The organism is Arthrobacter sp. S41, assembly GCF_004320535.1.
Lineage (GTDB): Bacteria > Actinomycetota > Actinomycetes > Actinomycetales > Micrococcaceae > Glutamicibacter.
Genome location: NZ_SIHY01000001.1, coordinates 2,111,445 through 2,127,909, shown reverse-complemented (window position 1 = coordinate 2,127,909; position 16,465 = coordinate 2,111,445). Strand labels below are relative to the sequence as shown.

General features: G+C 55.0%; 18 protein-coding genes. 11 read left to right on the top strand and 7 right to left on the bottom strand.

What is annotated here, in order from left to right:
• Positions 1 to 50: 50 nt before the first annotated feature.
• Positions 51 to 1,037, bottom strand: a complete 987-nt coding sequence (locus EYR88_RS09775; RefSeq protein WP_131089446.1) for an ABC transporter substrate-binding protein — start codon at positions 1,035 to 1,037, stop codon at positions 51 to 53.
• A 262-nt stretch (positions 1,038 to 1,299) separates the two neighbouring features.
• On the opposite strand from EYR88_RS09775, the gene EYR88_RS09770 reads away from it, so the two are divergent.
• A complete protein-coding gene (locus EYR88_RS09770; protein ID WP_131089445.1) occupies positions 1,300 to 1,893 on the top strand; it encodes a GNAT family protein in 594 nt (197 codons plus the stop codon).
• Here the strand turns inward: EYR88_RS09770 and EYR88_RS09765 are convergent.
• Positions 1,890 to 2,099: a hypothetical protein gene (locus tag EYR88_RS09765; RefSeq protein ID WP_131089443.1), complete on the bottom strand. Its 210-nt coding sequence runs from the start codon at positions 2,097 to 2,099 to the stop codon at positions 1,890 to 1,892. The two genes, EYR88_RS09770 and EYR88_RS09765, sit on opposite strands and share 4 nt — an antisense overlap.
• 185 nt (positions 2,100 to 2,284) lie before the next feature.
• Between EYR88_RS09765 and EYR88_RS09760 the strand changes: the two genes are divergently transcribed.
• On the top strand, positions 2,285 to 2,971 hold the full coding sequence (locus EYR88_RS09760; protein WP_131089441.1) for an SDR family oxidoreductase: 687 nt from the start codon (positions 2,285 to 2,287) through the stop codon (positions 2,969 to 2,971).
• 386 nt (positions 2,972 to 3,357) lie between these two features.
• The gene (locus EYR88_RS09755) at positions 3,358 to 4,089 is read left to right on the top strand and encodes a YoaK family protein (RefSeq protein ID WP_131089440.1); all 732 of its coding nucleotides are present in this window, start codon (positions 3,358 to 3,360) and stop codon (positions 4,087 to 4,089) included.
• Between the two features lie 130 nt (positions 4,090 to 4,219).
• Here EYR88_RS09755 and EYR88_RS09750 read toward each other — a convergent pair whose 3' ends face one another.
• Together EYR88_RS09750 and EYR88_RS09745 are read right to left on the bottom strand one after the other, a co-directional pair.
• Positions 4,220 to 4,957 (bottom strand): aspartate/glutamate racemase family protein, encoded by a 738-nt coding sequence (locus EYR88_RS09750; RefSeq protein ID WP_131089439.1) that lies wholly within the window; start codon positions 4,955 to 4,957, stop codon positions 4,220 to 4,222.
• A gap of 7 nt (positions 4,958 to 4,964) precedes the next feature.
• Entirely contained in the window at positions 4,965 to 6,494 is a 1,530-nt protein-coding gene (locus EYR88_RS09745; RefSeq protein WP_131089437.1) for an NCS1 family nucleobase:cation symporter-1, read from the bottom strand.
• Between the two features lie 663 nt (positions 6,495 to 7,157).
• Between EYR88_RS09745 and EYR88_RS09740 the strand changes: the two genes are divergently transcribed.
• The 8 genes from EYR88_RS09740 to EYR88_RS09710 all read left to right on the top strand — a co-directional run bounded on the left by EYR88_RS09740 (position 7,158) and on the right by EYR88_RS09710 (position 13,999).
• Positions 7,158 to 7,976 (top strand): TIM barrel protein, encoded by an 819-nt coding sequence (locus EYR88_RS09740; RefSeq protein WP_131089435.1) that lies wholly within the window; start codon positions 7,158 to 7,160, stop codon positions 7,974 to 7,976.
• A gap of 9 nt (positions 7,977 to 7,985) precedes the next feature.
• Positions 7,986 to 8,885 (top strand): 2-hydroxy-3-oxopropionate reductase, encoded by a 900-nt coding sequence (locus tag EYR88_RS09735; RefSeq protein ID WP_131089434.1) that lies wholly within the window; start codon positions 7,986 to 7,988, stop codon positions 8,883 to 8,885.
• A 70-nt stretch (positions 8,886 to 8,955) separates the two neighbouring features.
• Positions 8,956 to 9,078: a hypothetical protein gene (locus EYR88_RS16360; protein WP_262199085.1), complete on the top strand. Its 123-nt coding sequence runs from the start codon at positions 8,956 to 8,958 to the stop codon at positions 9,076 to 9,078.
• 59 nt (positions 9,079 to 9,137) lie between these two features.
• Positions 9,138 to 10,931: a glyoxylate carboligase gene (gene gcl, locus EYR88_RS09730; protein ID WP_131089433.1), complete on the top strand. Its 1,794-nt coding sequence runs from the start codon at positions 9,138 to 9,140 to the stop codon at positions 10,929 to 10,931.
• Between the two features lie 147 nt (positions 10,932 to 11,078).
• Positions 11,079 to 12,464, top strand: a complete 1,386-nt coding sequence (gene allB, locus EYR88_RS09725; protein ID WP_131089432.1) for an allantoinase AllB — start codon at positions 11,079 to 11,081, stop codon at positions 12,462 to 12,464.
• A gap of 170 nt (positions 12,465 to 12,634) precedes the next feature.
• A complete protein-coding gene (locus tag EYR88_RS09720) occupies positions 12,635 to 12,973 on the top strand; it encodes a hypothetical protein (RefSeq protein WP_131089431.1) in 339 nt (112 codons plus the stop codon).
• Positions 12,974 to 13,051: 78 nt separating this feature from the next.
• A complete protein-coding gene (locus EYR88_RS09715) occupies positions 13,052 to 13,582 on the top strand; it encodes an ASCH domain-containing protein (protein ID WP_131089430.1) in 531 nt (176 codons plus the stop codon).
• Between the two features lie 120 nt (positions 13,583 to 13,702).
• Entirely contained in the window at positions 13,703 to 13,999 is a 297-nt protein-coding gene (locus tag EYR88_RS09710; protein WP_131089429.1) for an antibiotic biosynthesis monooxygenase, read from the top strand.
• A 52-nt stretch (positions 14,000 to 14,051) separates the two neighbouring features.
• Here the strand turns inward: EYR88_RS09710 and EYR88_RS09705 are convergent, their stop codons facing one another.
• From EYR88_RS09705 to EYR88_RS09695, 3 genes are all read right to left on the bottom strand, one after another.
• Complete coding sequence (locus tag EYR88_RS09705; protein ID WP_131089428.1) at positions 14,052 to 15,497, bottom strand: MFS transporter; 1,446 nt, start codon at positions 15,495 to 15,497, stop codon at positions 14,052 to 14,054.
• Positions 15,494 to 15,928: a helix-turn-helix domain-containing protein gene (locus EYR88_RS09700; RefSeq protein ID WP_131089427.1), complete on the bottom strand. Its 435-nt coding sequence runs from the start codon at positions 15,926 to 15,928 to the stop codon at positions 15,494 to 15,496. Before EYR88_RS09700 ends, EYR88_RS09705 begins: the two co-directional genes overlap by 4 nt.
• A gap of 159 nt (positions 15,929 to 16,087) precedes the next feature.
• Positions 16,088 to 16,465: a universal stress protein gene (locus EYR88_RS09695; RefSeq protein WP_131089426.1), complete on the bottom strand. Its 378-nt coding sequence runs from the start codon at positions 16,463 to 16,465 to the stop codon at positions 16,088 to 16,090.

The following is a 16,465-nucleotide window of genomic DNA, read 5'->3' as shown; positions in this document are numbered from 1 at the left end:
CGAAGCCGAATTCTGGCTTCGCCACTAAGGTGCTGAGACGTGTCTGGATGTTACTTGGCGGCTTCGAGAGCATCAGCGAATTCGTTGAGGAATTCGGTATAGGTCTGGATGCCCTCGTTGGTGTAGGTGTCAGCTGGCATCACCAGAACCTGGCCTTCCTTGGCTGCAGTCACGTTCTGCAGTGCCTCGGATTCTTCCAGCAGCTTCTTGGCTGGCTGGTAGTCAGGGCCGTCGGATGCAACGGCGGCGTCGCGGTCCATGACGATGATCCAGTCTGGGTTGGACTTGGCGATGGCCTCAACCGAGACGTCGTCACCTTCGTGGTCGGTGGAGGAGTCTTCAAGTTCCAGCGCTGGGGTCAGGCCGAGGAAATCAAACATTGGGCCAACGGTGCGTCCGGTCTTCGGCGCTGAGTAGCCAAGCTCGCCCCCCGAAGCGACCAGGCCCATGACGGTGTCATCGGTGTTGTAGGCAGCCTCGACGCGCTTTTGGGCTGCTTCGAACTGGTCAACAAGCTTTTTGGCCTCGTCCTGCTTGGCGAAAATCTCGCCCAGTGTGGTGACCTGGCGTTCTAGTTCAGCATCCAGTGGCTCGCCATCGCGAGGGTCTAGCGAAACGATCGTGGCCTCGGGGGCCAACTCCTTGAACTTATCTGCATACTGGGCGTAGCGCTGACCGTTGATGATCAGGTCCGGGTCTACGGTGACGACTGATTCAAGATTTGGTTCCTTGTGGCTACCCAGATCAAGAATGTCCTTGTCCTTGGTGTAGGAAATGCTGTCAGGCATCAGGGTGACGGCTGCTGCGGAGAGTTTGATGCCCCAGCTATCCAGGGTTTCGAAGGTTCGGTTGTCGGTTGCGACGATGGACGTGGCTGGTACGGAGACGTTCTTTTCGCCGTCGTTGTCGGTGAAGGAAACTTTCTTGGCATCATCCGCGTTAGCTTCTGCGGCGCTATCAGTGGAAGAGCCGCAAGCGGTGAGGGACAGGGTAGCGATGCTGAGAAGAGCAGCGGCGCGGAGCTTGATGGAGGCCATAGCGTCCTTTCTTATGACAACCTTCATTGGTTGCGCGAGTGGATGATCTGATAATTAGCTTAGCCTTATCTGACTATATTAAGCCAAGTCGGATTCAGGCCATCGGTACCCTTCCACTTCGAATGTTGCACGTGAAACACAGTAAACAACGTTAAGTACTTGCTTAGTTCGGGTATTCATTGCGAAAGACGAGATAAATACATGCTGTAGCAGTTCGCTATTTCACGAAACATGAATTGGCTTCACTGGATAAGATAGCTTCATGACTCCTAGCCTTGAGCAGATCCAGTGGCCCGTGCGCACCGAGAGACTACGCTTACGACGACTGACCGAACAAGATCTGGAAGCTACTTGGAGCTACCGCAAGTTGCCAGAAGTAACCCAGTGGATCACTGCCGGACCTCACGACTTTGAGACTTACCGAGAGCAATTTCTGGAATCGGGGAAGATCGATCTCGATGTCGCAGTAGAGCTGCAGACACCGGATGGCCAACTGCGCCTCATTGGAACCGTGATGGTTTACATCAAGGATGCTTGGGGCCAACGAGAAATTGTGGAACAGACTAAATCCGTGGAAGCCGAACTCGGCTGGAGCTTTGATCCCCAGTTCGCTGGCCAAGGTTATGCCAGCGAGGCGGTGCTCAAGGTCATGGAAATCTGCTTCGAAGATTTGGGGCTACGCAGAGTTGTTGCGGAATGCTTCGCAGCCAACAAACCCTCGGTGAAACTCATGGAACGGGTAGGCATGCGCCGTGAAGCTTCTGAAAAAGCTAACAGCCTGCATCGCAGCGGGGCTTGGATGGACAGTTATGCCTACGCGCTGCTTGCTGACGAATGGTCGGCTCACCGAGGCTAATGATCTTGTCGTGCGCTGTGCATAACAAGCCCTAGGATTTCTTGAACTTGTTCTGCACGAGATTTCCAGTAGCCGGTATCTAGGCTCATTCCGAGCATGGCTTCATCGGCACGCTTTTTGAAGTAATCCCGGTGGTCTTCTAAAGCGTTGGTGAGATCGGCGAATTGATCATTGGTCAGTTCCAGGTTTAGGGTTTTCTGCTTCATGAGCGTTCGTCCAAGGTTGAGGTTTTGTTTTCTGCATCGAGGCTACGCTCGGTGAGCATTGAATAAAACAGGCATTGAGCGGACTATCAGATTGGGTCTGTTTAGTGGTCTCTTGGGAATAGTTCACAACTCATCGTCGTTGTGCAGAATAAGACGATGAGATCAACGATCAGAAGGAGTAGTACATGTCTGAAGAACGTCGAGTAGTCCTTATTGGTGGCCATGGCAAGGTAGCTTTGCTCGCCGCACCAAAACTGGTCGAGCGCGGTTTCGCCGTAGACTCACTGATCCGTAACCCTGCGCATTCTGAAGAGATCTCCGCGACCGGTGCCAACCCAGTGGTGCTTGATATCGAAAACGCTGATGTTGAACAGCTGACCGAAGCCTTCACCGGCGCACACGCAATTGTCTTCTCGGCCGGCGCCGGCGGCGGTAGCCCAGAACGCACCGTCGCCGTGGACTTTGATGCTGCGGTTCGTTCGATGGAAGCTGCAAAACAAGCAGGTGTCAGCCGCTTCGTGATGGTTTCCTACTCCCGCGCATTAGTAGATGTGGACAACCTCGATCCAGAGAACTCCTTCTACACCTACGCCAAGGCAAAGCACGATGCGGATGCCGTACTTCGAGACACTGACTTGGAATACACCATTCTTGGTCCAGGCGCGCTGACCCTTGAACCAGCCACTAAGAAGCTGGTCATCGCTGATGAGTCCGGAAACATTGACGGTGCTCCGGCCAGCTCAGAGACCGGTAAGGCATCACGCGACAACGTCGCAGAGGTCATCACGCACGTAGTTGATACCAACGCAGCAGTTCGCCAGACCGTGAACTTCTACGACGGATCAACCCCGATTGCCGAGGTCATTAGCTAATCAGCTGATGCACTAAGCGATCCCTAGAGGGCAAAACACCTACGGTCGTCGTAACTCCTGAATTCTCAGGAGCTACGGCGACCGTTGGTGTTTAAGTTGGGTATTCACAGCGCAAACCACGAAGAGAGGAACGAAGATAGCAACGATATGACGCATGTTTGCGGGCAGAATTCGCAGCGTTACCCAGCTGCGCGATTTGTTACGTTAGCTGGTCTTTAGTACCCCGTCATCGAAATAGTCTCGCGTGCAGCCCGACGATTAGCATGCAAACAGGAGTTTCGAGTTTGCATGCGGTGGTGACTGAGCTGCACTTTTGCGAAGGCAGCCAAGGACGGCGCGAACCTCGCCTCCCCAAACCTGTCCGGAAGTAGCGAAAGAAAATTAGAATGACTCACCTGTTCAAGACTCACGGCCCTGACCGAATCAATCTCTGGTTGATGCTCGCACTGACCTTTACTACGGGAATCATTGACGCCGTTGGTTACCTCGGACTGGACAGGGTCTTCACCGGCAACATGACCGGCAACGTAGTAATCCTGGGCATGGCGCTTTTGGGCGCAGATGATCTTCCCGTGGTTGGCCCGGTTGTGGCACTGGCCGGATTTGTTGTGGGTGCCATGATCGGTGGTCGCGTTTTGAAGCGGGAACTAGCTGGCTGGAACCGACGAACTACACTGTTGATCGCTGTGGTGGGTGTGTGCCTCGCGCTGACTTCGCTCGCTTTGTTCCTAGACCTTCACCAAACATCAGACGTTGTGGCACTGTTGATCACTGGCTTTATTGCTGCCGCGATGGGACTCCAAGCAGCAACCGCGCGACACCTAGGCGTTAAGGACGTCACCACGGTCGTGGTGACTTCAACCCTGACCGGCCTTGCCGCTGATTCGCCACTAGGTGGTGGCAGTGGAAAGTTCTGGCAGCGACGATTACTGGCGGTTGTATTGATCCTCGCCGGTGCCGCAACCGGTGCCGCCTTCTTGCAGGTCCACATTGGGTTGGGAATTCTTGTGACCGGTGTGCTCGCCATCGCTGTGGCGTTGGTTGGAGAGGCATCACGCAAATACGCTGCAGATCAGGAAGCTGAGCAGCTGCTTGAGGATAGCGTGAACTCTAAGTAATCCGCTGACGCAAAAAGGAAACCCCGATGCCGAAGCATCGGGGTTTTCTTATGTCATCACTCGCACCTTCATGAGGTACTTACAACTCTAAACGCGCTGTCTGTGCACCAACTGGGATGCTCCTGCGCATTCACTTGGTAAGGGAATTGGCAGTGATTGGCCACCCGGTCAGGACCTTGGGACGTGGGGGAGCGTAGGTGCGAACCTTCGAGGTGTTCAGCCCCATTCGCACCAAGGAATCCGCGATAGTCACCGCAGCGCGGACCCCGTCAACAATCGGCACACCGGTAGCCTGCCGCACTTGTTCCTCCAGCTCGGCCATGCCACCACAACCAAGACAGATTACTTCAGCCTTGTCCTTTTCCACTGCGATTCGAGACTGCTCAACGATCGCAGCTACCGCGCGCTGTGGGTCAGATTCCAGTTCAAGAACACCCAGTCCGCTGGCGCGCACCGAGGCGAGGCGATCCGTGAGACCAGCGAGCTTCAGCCGGTCTTCAATCAGCGGCACCGCACGATCCAAGGTGGTAACCACCGAATACTTGTGGCCCAGGAATTGAGCTGTCGAGGCCGCTGCCTCGGTGATGTCTACAACGGGGACATCAAGGAGTTCTTGCAGCCCTTCGCGTCCATGTTCGCCATAGCCGGCCTGAATCACCGCATCAAAAGGTTCTGGATATCGAACCACTTTGTCCATGACGGCAATGGCAGCAAGGTAGCTTTCAAAGTTGCCTTCGCAGGAGTCCGCGCCGAAGTCCGGAGTCAGCTCAACAATTTCTGTGCCCGGTGAAGCTACCTGCCGAGCCGAGTCGCCGATGGCCTTGGTCATGGACGCAGTGGTGTTCACATTCAAAATGAGGATTCGCATGATGCTCCTAGTGAGTTGGAGCCACGGCGATAGGCTCACCGTCAATGTCGACAAGATCGTTGTGTCGCTTGGCTAGGGCAAGATACGCCAGGGCACCTGCGCCAGAACCGAGGAACCACGCGAAGGATCCAACGACGTGAAGTGCAGGAACAAAGGCCAAGACCAGAGCGATGGCTGAGCTGATCACTAGGGCGGTCACCGCGCGGTAGTTCACCCCGCGGGTGAAGTAGTAGGTTCCTTCCGGATTTGTCCGATACAGATCCATGACGTTGATGCGCGCACGGCGGATCAGCCAGTAGTCGGCCATGATGATGCCAAATAGTGGGCCAAGCAATGCACCGAGTCCACCAAGGAAGTAATTGATGATTTCCGGAGAGTTGTACATATTCCACGGCAGGATCACCAGGCCGATAACTCCTGAGATCATGGCGGCACTGCGGAAGTTCAGTTTTTTCGGGAACAGATTGGTTAGCGCGTAGGTGGGTGCCACAAAGTTGGCCATGAGGTTTACCGCAATGGTGAGCACCAGCAAGGCGGCGGAAGCTAGCAACAATAAGAAGGTGTTGGGAATGGCCCCGACAACATCAGAGGGTGAGGTGATGACCTTGCCATTGATGGAGAACTGGGTGCCGGTCAAAACCACAACGATAGCTCCGAAGAACAACATGTTCAGTGGGATGCCAAAGAAGTTGCCCTTGATGATGGCCTTCTTGGAGGAGGCTCCGCGAGTGAAGTCGCAGAAGTTCAGAACGAAGGTTCCGTAGATGGCGACCCATAGGGCGGCGGCACCAAACATCGCGGCCCACATCTGCCCGCCAGTTTTGGTTTCGCCGGTGCTCAGCGAGATGTTAAATCCGGATTCGAAGAGCATCCAGATGGCCAGTGCCAAGAAGGTTACCAAGATGACGGGACCGGCGAAGGCCTCGTACTTGCGGATCATTTCCATGCCATAGCTGACAATGACCAACTGGACGGCCCACAGTGCCACAAAGCAGATCCACCCGAGCACGTTGAGCCCAAGGAAGCTGGAGGGTTCAAGACTTGCAACACCCGGGGCGACGGCTACAACCATCACCGAAAGTACCTGCGAGGCCAGGTAGGTTTGAATGCCAAACCAGGCGATAGCCACTGCTCCACGAATCAGCGCAGGAATTTGGGCGCCATTGATGCCAAAGGCGATTCGACTCATGACGGGGAAGGGAACGCCGGTCTTTTCACCCATGTAGCCGGAGAGGCTAAGGAGGACAAAGAGTAGGGCCGCCCCGATGGCCAGTGCGCCAAGAATTTGGCCGGCACTCATGCCTAAGGCGAAGAGTCCGATGGCAAAGGCGTAGTTGCCTAGAGAGTGAACGTCGTTGGCCCAGAGGGTGAAGATGCTGTAGGCATTCCACGATCGTCCATTGCGGGTGGTTGGTGCCAAATCTTGGTTGTACAAGGTGGGGCTGAGCTCGTGCGGGTTGGCAGGATCAATTCCCTGGCTGGGTGTAAGTGCAACTGCTGGCGCGGCCAAGCCTGGCTCCGAAATGTTTTGCCTCATGGTGAGGTCCTCTTCTCAGAAGAATGCTGGAGGGCAGGGGTATGCAAAGAAAGAAATCTTTGGGGGATTGCCTGCACCTACAGCGCGCATGCACGAGGCATGCTGATCTATTTGTAGCGTGAGATTGCATCGGTCCGAATACTGGACCAGAGCCTTGGCTACGGGTAGATCGGTTGTCCGAAGTTCCGATAGAACTCGGACGGGGTGCCTACTACTGGCAAAGTCGCGGAGGGCAATTGCCCCCACGTCCTGCCAGCTGGACTCCCTATGAGACGTACGCTCATGGCTGCTCCTGAGTTAGAAAAAGTCACTCCGAGATGTGTGCCACATCAACTGGTTACCAACTGTAGGCTTGCGTTTTGGTTACCGCAATAGAAAATCCTGATTTCACTCAGTGGAAATATTTGAGAAACGCTTTCGCCATTCCGCGCAGGGGAATGGGCTGGCTAGACCCGGTTTCTGTCGATCATGTTTCGTGTATGAAGCAATCATTACTTGCCTTCCCGGGGACAAAAGCGTTCCGCAGCGGGCTATCGAGGAGTATGTAAAAGTTACTCCTCAAGGGGTTGACAGTGCTCCGAGTCGAGACTTACTGTTTTCATAAAGCAAAACCTAGATTCCACAAAGCGGAAATTTAGGAAGATGGTCTTGGAGGGAAATCCGGTGTCTTACACTCTGAATTGCTCGATTCTTCTTACTGAACTGCCACTGCTGCAGCGTGCTGCAGCAGCGCGTCAGGCGGGCTTCGAAAGTGTCGAATTCTGGTGGCCATTTACCCAGGCCGTGCCCACGGATCAGCAGGTTGATGAATTTGTCGCCTCACTGATGGACGCCGGAGTCCAACTCGACGGACTGAACTTCTTCGCCGGCGACATGCCAGATGGAGACCGAGGCCTAGTTTCCTGGGTGGGACGAGAAGCCGAATTCAAGGACAACCTCGACGTTGTTGTTGGTATCGCTGAAGCCACCGGATGCACTTCCTTTAATGCCCTATATGGAAACCGACTGCCAGATGTTGCCCCAGAAGCTCAAGATGCGCTGGCCTTGAACAACCTCCTGGCTGCAACCGCCGCGGTGGCCAAGGTTGATGGAACCGTGCTCATTGAACCGGTCTCCGGCATGGAAACCTACCCGCTAAAAACTGCAGCTCAGGCTCTCAACGTAGTCAAGGCGGTTCAAGCTCAGGGACAGTCAAATATTGCCCTCTTGGCTGACTTCTACCACCTAGCCGTTAACGGCGATGATGTCGCAGCGGTCATTGAAGAACATGCCAAGGACTTCGGGCACATTCAGATCGCTGATGCACCAGGCCGAGGCGCCCCGGGCACCGGAGAGCTACCACTGCTTGAATGGATCGCTCGCTCTCGCGAACTGGGATACACCGGAAAAGTTGCACTGGAATACAAGCAGGATGCAAGCACCGCTTTTGACTGGTTGGCCACCGCCCAAGCTTCGACCTATTCCGAGTCCACACCACTTTAGGAGCACCGCATGACACAGAATATTGCCTTTATTGGACTGGGAATCATGGGCCTGCCAATGGCCAAGAATCTTGTTCACGCTGGCTTCAACGTCACCGGCTATAACCGCAGCGACGCGGCAGTCGACGCACTGGCAGCCGTTGGCGGAACCAAAGCAACGTCCATCGCCCATGCAGTCGCGGACGCTGATGCAATTATCACCATGGTTCCAGATTCTCCCGACGTCCAAGACGTTGTCCTTGGCCAAGACGGAGTTTTTGCCAATGCCGAGGCCGGCGCCCTATGGATTGATAACTCAACAATCCGTCCAGATGTGGCAGTCTCGCTTGCAACCTCTGCCCGCGAAGCAGGGCTTCGTCCACTAGATGCTCCGGTCTCTGGTGGAGAAGCAGGAGCTATTAACGCAGCATTGTCCATCATGGTCGGCGGGGAATCAGCGGACTTTGAAGCCGCCCGCCCAGTGCTGGATGCAATAGGAAAGACCGTTGTGCTGGTGGGACCAGCTGGCTCCGGGCAGACCGTGAAAGCGGCCAACCAACTGATTGTCGCCGCCAATATTCAAGCGCTCAGTGAAGCAGTGGTGTTCCTTGAAGCCTACGGAGTGGACACCAACGCAGCGATCACGGTGCTCGGCGGGGGACTGGCCGGCTCCAAGGTACTTGACCAAAAAGCGCAAAAAATCCTGGACCGCGAATTCGAACCCGGATTCCGTCTTGCCCTCCACAACAAAGATATGGGCATCGTGACCTCGGCCGCCAGAGAAGCTGGAGTGGTGCTCCCACTCGGTGCTTTGGTGGCCCAACTGGTGACCTCCACCGTGGCCTGCGGCGATGGAGCGCTGGACCACAGCGCACTCTACAACGGCGTACAGCGCCTGGCCGGAAAGATCGACGCACCCCAACCGGCCTAGGCCTTCCTTATTTCCTACGGCGAGCAGCGCAGCCAGCGCCAGCTCCTCAGAACTTGGTACGAGCCACCGAATGATTCGGACAGCCGCGACTTTGGTACACGGTAAGTCGCAGCCAGTTCCGCCGGTGGCCCGTGAGGGCTACGTTCCAGCCCGCCACCAAAATCTGGTGCTCAAGGAGCAGATGCTGTGGTGACTCAAACGCCGCGCAGCTCGCCGTAGGTTCAATCTTTCTTCTCAAAGGACGTGTTACCCATGCCAAAGATGCGTGCAGTAGATGCCATCGTTCAGATCCTGGAAAAGGAAGGCGCCACCGAAGCCTTCGGCCTTCCCGGGGCAGCCATCAACCCGTTGTACTCAGCCATGAAAGACCATGGCGGAATTCGCCACACCCTGCACCGCCACGTGGAAGGTGCCTCCCATGCCGCCGACGGTTACTCACGGGCCACCGGCAAGATCGGCTTGTGCCTAGGAACTTCGGGTCCGGCTGGCACCGACATGATCACCGGCCTCTACGCAGCTATTGCGGACTCAATTCCAATGCTGTGCATTACCGGGCAAGCTCCGACCAACGTATTGCACAAAGAAGATTTCCAATCGGTAGATATCGTATCCATCGCCAAGCCGGTAACTAAGTACGCCTCCATCGTTTTGGAGCCAGGTTTGGTTCCCGGAACCTTTGCCAAGGCCTTCCAGATCATGCGCTCAGGACGTCCCGGCCCAGCACTTATTGACCTGCCGATTAACGTTCAACTGGCAGAGATAGACTTTGACATTGATGCCTATGAACCATTGCCCTTTGAGCGGCCCAAGGCCACCCGCGGACAGGCAGAAAAGATTGTTGATCTGCTGCTCAGCGGCAAAAAGCCAATCATCATTGCCGGTGGTGGAATCATCAACGCCAACGCCAGCGAGCAATTAATTGCGCTGGCTGAAGAGTTGAACATCCCGGTCTCACCAACGTTGATGGGCTGGGGTATCATCCCGGATGATCATCGTTTGCAGTCAGGCATGGTGGGCATCCAAACCCATACCAAATACGGCAACGCCAGCTTCCTGGAATCAGACATGGTGCTGGGCTTGGGCAACCGTTGGGCCAATCGCCATACCGGTGCACTGGATACCTACCGGGCGGGCCGAAAGTTCATCCACGTAGATATCGAAGCGACGCAGATTGGCCGAGTGTTTTCTCCGGATCTAGGCGTTGTCTCTGATGCCAAAGCAGCAATCGAAGCCATTCTCGAAGTGGTGCGTGAGCGCAAGGCCGCAGGCACCCTGCCGGACTACTCCAGCTGGGCCGATGAGTGCACCGCACGTAAGTCCACCGGGCACCGGAAGACCAACTTTGAGAACATCCCGATCAAGCCGCAGCGTGTATATCAAGAGATGAATGCAGCCTTCGGCCAAGACACCACCTACGTCTCAACCATTGGGCTTTCGCAAATTGCTGGCGCACAGATGCTGCACGTTTATGGTCCACGCAAGTGGATCAACGCCGGGCAAGCAGGCCCGCTGGGCTGGACCGGACCTGCCGCGCTGGGCGTTGTACGTGGCAAGCCTGGACAACGAGTTGTAGCCCTTTCCGGTGACTATGATTTCCAGTTCATGATCGAAGAGTTGGCCGTGGGAGCGCAGTTCAAGCTGCCTTATATTCACGTGGTCGTCAATAACTCGTACCTTGGCCTGATTCGCCAGTCTCAGCGACCTTTTGACATGGATTATCACGTCTCGTTGGGCTTCGATAACATCAACTCTCCCGAGACCAACGGGTACGGGGTTGACCATGTGAAGGTAGCTGAAGGCTTAGGTTGCAAGGCGGTTCGTATTGAGGATCCGAGCCAGCTGGCCGACGGTTTTGCTCAAGCTAACGCGCTGGCCAAAGAACATCAGGTTCCAGTGGTGGTCGAGGTGATACTGGAGAAGGTCACCAACATCTCCATGGGCGCTGCGCTGGATTCCGTCAATGAATTTGAAGACCTGGCTCTGTTGCCTGATGACGCACCAACCGCATTGGTGCCATTGGGTGCAGTAGCCACCGTGGGTGCGTGAAAGGCAGTCGTCGCTGACTTGCGAACCCGCAAAAAATATTGGCGCGGGGCACCGGTTCACCAATCTGGGTGTGCCCCGCGCCACTACCACCTAAACTGGCATTGAGCTGCCAAGCACAACACCACCAAAAACGAGTAGGAACAACGTATGAGCATCAATGAGACCGTTGACCGCAATTCCGCCGAACCCTCCACAACAACCGGTGCTTATGATCTGGTTCTTCGCGGTTCGCAGGTACTAACTGCGCAGGGAATTGGCCCGCGCGAAGTTGGTGTTCGTGACGGCAAGATCGTCGCCATTGAAGAACTCGGAGCTCAGCTTGTTGGTGAGCGAGTCATCGAGGTAGCTGAGGACGAAGTGCTTCTACCCGGGCTCGTGGATACTCACGTTCATGTTAATGAGCCGGGTCGCACCGAATGGGAAGGCTTTGAATCAGCCACCAAGGCAGCTGCCGCTGGCGGGGTAACCACCATCGTGGACATGCCGCTGAACTCCATTCCTCCCACCGTGAATCTTGAAGCGCTGAACATCAAGCGTGAAGCCGCCAGCAAGAATGCGTTTGTGAACGTGGGTTTCTGGGGCGGAGCGGTGCCGGGCAACAAACAGGATTTGCGCGAGCTACACGAGGCTGGTGTCTTCGGTTTTAAATGCTTCCTGTTGCATTCGGGAGTTGATGAATTCCCCTCATTGAGTGTTGATGAGATGGAAGAGGACATGGCTGAACTGGCCTCCTTTGACTCTTTGATGGTGGTACACGCCGAGGATTCAGAAATCATTGATAGTTCTCCTCAGGCTTCAGGCTCCACCTATTCGCGTTTCCTTGATTCGCGCCCGCGCTCAGCAGAAAACACGGCTATTGAGCAGGTCATTGACCGTGCTCGCAAGACCGGGGTGCGCGCACACGTGCTGCACCTTTCCAGCTCGGATGCGTTGGACATGATCCGCCAGGCTAAAGCAGAGGGCGTGAAGCTCACGGTGGAAACGTGCCCGCACTACCTGACGCTGTTATCTGAAGACATCCCAGACGGCGCAACCGCCTTCAAATGCTGCCCGCCAATTCGCGAAGACGCTAACCGCGACCTGTTGTGGCGCGGGCTTCAGGAAGGAATTATCGACTGCATCGTTTCTGATCATTCACCGTCAACGGTTGATCTGAAGGACGTGGAAAACGGTGACTTCGGAGTGGCCTGGGGTGGCGTCGCATCGTTGCAGTTGGGCCTGCCGTTGATCTGGTCCGAAGCTAAGAAGCGCGGGATCAGCTTGGAGCAGGTGATTTCTTGGATGAGCGTGAATCCCTCCAAGCTCGCCGGACTAAATAACAAGGCAGTGATCGAAGAAGGCCGCGACGCTGACTTCGCCGTCTTCGCCCCAGAGGAAAGCTTCGAGGTGGATGTGCAGAACCTTCACCACAAGAACCCGATTTCTCCGTACCAGGGCAAGGAACTGCAAGGGCTAGTCAGGCGTTCAATCGTCGCTGGCACCGACGTGGACTTCCAGACTCCACACGGTCAACTGATCCGTAGAGAAAACTAAGTAATTACCGTTCAAGGCCACTGCCCCGTTCTACGAAAATCGTTGACGGGCAGTGGCCTTTCGACATTTAACCGTGATCACATGAACGTATCGTAACGAACCCATATCAATTGCCTGAGAATGGCCAAGTTCACTGCGTGCGCACCATAGGGTGGAGTTCTATGGTGACGATGACGCGGTTGCTTACGATTTCAGGAACGAGTACGGATGCGAACTCTGCTCCGTCGTTGTTGACCAAAGAAATCAGTGATTTCACTCCCAACGACGTGCTGCTAGTTTCGGTAGTTTTTGGTGCAATACTCCTGAGCATTCTTATCGGCTTTGGAATCAAGACCTACCTTCACTTACGTCACTGCCTGAAGTTATCAACGGATGAAGATACTCCTGCGGTCCGTGCAGATCTGCCGGTAAAGATTGAACGGCCAGCGGCGACTCGCGAAGCCCCGCCAATGCCCGTTGGACTACGAAATTCGGAACCTGCCATGAGCAAGTTTGAAAACGGTAGCTGACCAATTTCCTGTCGCCCACCGTCGCCTCACTTCATTCCAGAACGCACTAGAAAATCCATCACGCCGTAGGATCAAGCTATGAATGAGAATCCTGTGCCAGAACTTCCACCGGTAAACACAACGGCTGCCGAAGCCATGTGGGCTGAACATCTGGCACATCGGGGCATCAATCCTGAAGCGGCACCGCACCATGTCGCAGAATCTTTCGGAGATCACCCAGCGCTGGCCGATGAACTGTTGAACGCCATTATGCATGGCACCAAGCGCGCTACGTCGTCATTGGCCAGTGAATACGCGTACTACGACGAACGCATTCCGCAAGTAGATGATCACTGCATCATCTGTGATGGTCAGGGTGAACCCAAAGCCATTCTTCGAGTGATCAGTGTGGAGCGTTCCAGCTTCGACGAGGTCGATGAGCAGTTCGCAGCGGCCGAGGGCGAAGGTGATCTGAGCCTTGGCTATTGGCAAAAAGAACACGAGAAATTCTGGCGACGAACTCAGAAGTCAATCGGTCGCGAGTGGTCACCGGCGGATACCCTGAAGCCCGGCGGTGAACTGATTTTGGAACGTTTTGAGATCTGCTGGCCAGAAGAATTCGCTGATTAGAAAGTCAATACGCGTCAAGGGCGTTGCACTGCGCCACGAACTGCCACCGGGGAAACTTCCGGCGTAGGGTGGCTTTGAGAAGCTTCTGTTTCGGTGAAGCACCGCTAAGAAAGGTTGAACATGTCGATTGTTGTCATCAATGCCCTGTCGGTTCCCGAAGGTTCCGGTGAAGAACTGGAAAAGCGCTTTGCGGCACGCAAACAGTCCGTGGATTACTCACTTGGCTTTGAAGGTTTTAAGCTGTTGCGCCCAGTAGCCGGCGAAGACCGCTACTTTGTGTACACCCAGTGGGCCACACGTGAGGATTTTGAAAACTGGCGAGATGAGCGTTCGGGCGCAGCCCATGCTGGCAGCGAAGGCAAGAAGTCGGTAGCTCACGGTGCTGACCTGATGGAGTTTGAGGTCGTCGAGCTCTAGCCTGAGCGCAGGAACAATAAGTGACGCCGAAGGATCTACGGATCTTCCGGCGTCACTTCTTGTTTGCTCCCGAGGAATTGATGCGGGTCGGTACCGATGCGGTTGCTGGTGAGGAACGGAGCGCCGAATTGATCAACAGCGCTATACCGAGGGTTATGCACAGCACTGCACCGATCAAGAAGGTCATATTGATACTGGTCGAGCTGGCCTCGCCATGCAACCCGGGATGGGTGGCGATGATGGCCGCAGAAATCGCGGTGCCAAATGAGGAGCCGACAGTTCGCAAGACCTGGTTAAAGCTGACCGAGCTACCCAGTTCCTGGACCGCCACGCTTCTGGCAATCAGCGCTGGCATCGCGGCATAACTGGCTCCCATGCCAAGACCGAAGACCAGCATGCTCAACAAGATTTCCCAGAGCTGGGAATGCAGTAGCCACAACAGGGTGCCGGCTAAGGACATGATGATGGCACCGACGGGCAGCATCACTTGAATGCCAATTTTCTTAGCCAAAACTCGGACAATTCTGTTGGCAGTGAAGCTACCAACCGAGAGTGGGAAGATGACAAATCCGGCCCAGAACACTGGCAAGCTCAGCCCGTATCCAGTGGAGGTTTCGGCCTGAGCAACCAGCGAAGAGACCGACATACCGATATACAGTGCTGCTCCGAGAGCGATGGCGGAGATATTGGCCAGGAGTACTTCTCCCTGCTTGAGCGTGCGCAGGTTGATCAGCGGGAAGGCGAGTTTGTTCTCGACGAGAACCCAAACGGTCAAGATGACCACGGCAAAAATAATCAATGTCAGGGTAGGCAACGACGACCACCCCCATTTAGGTCCTTCTGAGATGGCCAAGAGCAGCGAGCCTAAACCGAAGGTCAGCAAGGCAGTGCCGAGGTAGTCGAAGGGTCGAGACTCGGCGTGCGTATCAGGACCGGAAGGAACTACTTTCCACACCACGATGATGGTGGCCAAAACAAAGATGGCGCCAAACCAAAAGGCGAAACTGTAATCAAAGAGCCCTGCGATGATACCGGTCAATGGGTAGCCAACGCCAATACCCGAGGAGACCGTCACCGACAGGGTGGAGATGGTTGGCTGAACTTTCTTTTTCTCAACATAGCGACGGGCAATGGAGATCGTGATGGGCACGATGCCATAAGACAGGCCCTGCAAGGCCCGGCCGGCCAAGAACAATCCGAAGTTTGGTGCCGCGGCGGCCAAGACTGATCCGAGGAACATGATGCTCAAAGAAACTAGGAGCAGACGCTTTTTATGCGGACCGTCGCTAAGCCGACCAAGAATGGGAGTTGCTACAGCACCTGCCAAGAGATTGACGGTGAGCATCCATTGGGCTGTCGCCACATCCACGTCGAATTGGCTGGCGATGGAAGGTACTAACAACATGCCGAGTGAAGAAACAATGGCCGTAGCTAGGGCTGCGAAGACGAGTGTGGGCAGCAGGGTCGTACGTTCAGTTGCTAATTTTGTATCGCTCATCGGGCTGCCGCCGTCTTGATTTTTGTCAGTGCAGGAATAGCGTCGTGGATAAGTTTGAGCTCCTTGTGGTTTAGTTCGTTTCCAATAGCTTTCTTGAGTGCTTCGCGACCTTGTTGAATTTCAGAATCTAGTTTTTGCTGGCCCGCTTTGGTCAGGCGGAACCAGAGCTTGCGGCGGTCTACGTCAGCTTTGTGTCGTTCGATCAGCCCTAAGGATTCCAACTCTTTAGTGGACAGTGAGATGGCTTGTTGGCTGACTCCGATCACCTGACTTAGCCGAGTCGCGCTGACATGTTCGTCTGCCGCGAGGGTTCTGAGGATGCCAATTTTCCCCGGAGAGAGGGTGCGGGCTGCATGGACCAATCCGAGCAGCGGGAACAGCGCGTCGAAGAGCGCTTGAGGTAAGTCAGATTCCTCCGAAGAAATTTCCATAGCCTCAGAATACAATTAATTTGTACAAGTTTGTTGAAGAAGTCTTATCTCATCGATCACCCAGAAGCTGAAGACCAAAAAGGTTCCGCGTCTTGTTGATCAAATCAAAAGGACGCGGAACCTTGAATGGGACCGTAATTATTTTGCTAGACGCCTAGCCTAATCCTGAGCCTTCACTGCCAGCACCGGGCAGTCAGCCTCGATGAGGATGCGCTGAGCGACGCTTCCCATCAACAACTTTCCCACCCTGGAGCGTTTACGTAAGCCCAGAACAATGAGCGAGACTTGATGATCTTGTTCAGACTGAAGCACAAAGTCGGCGGGATCATGGACGGTGTCGGACTGCGGCAGGACCTGCAAAGGCACCCCGAAGTCCAACAACGCATTCATATCAATGCCAAGGTTCGCCTCAGAGATCGGTTCCCTATCGAGATTCGCGATCAACAATGAGTCCTGAGCCTTATGGGCTTCGGCCAGTGCCCGGCGTATTGCAGCTTTTTCTGCGGGCGTATTGCTAAAGCAAGCGAGAATTGCCAT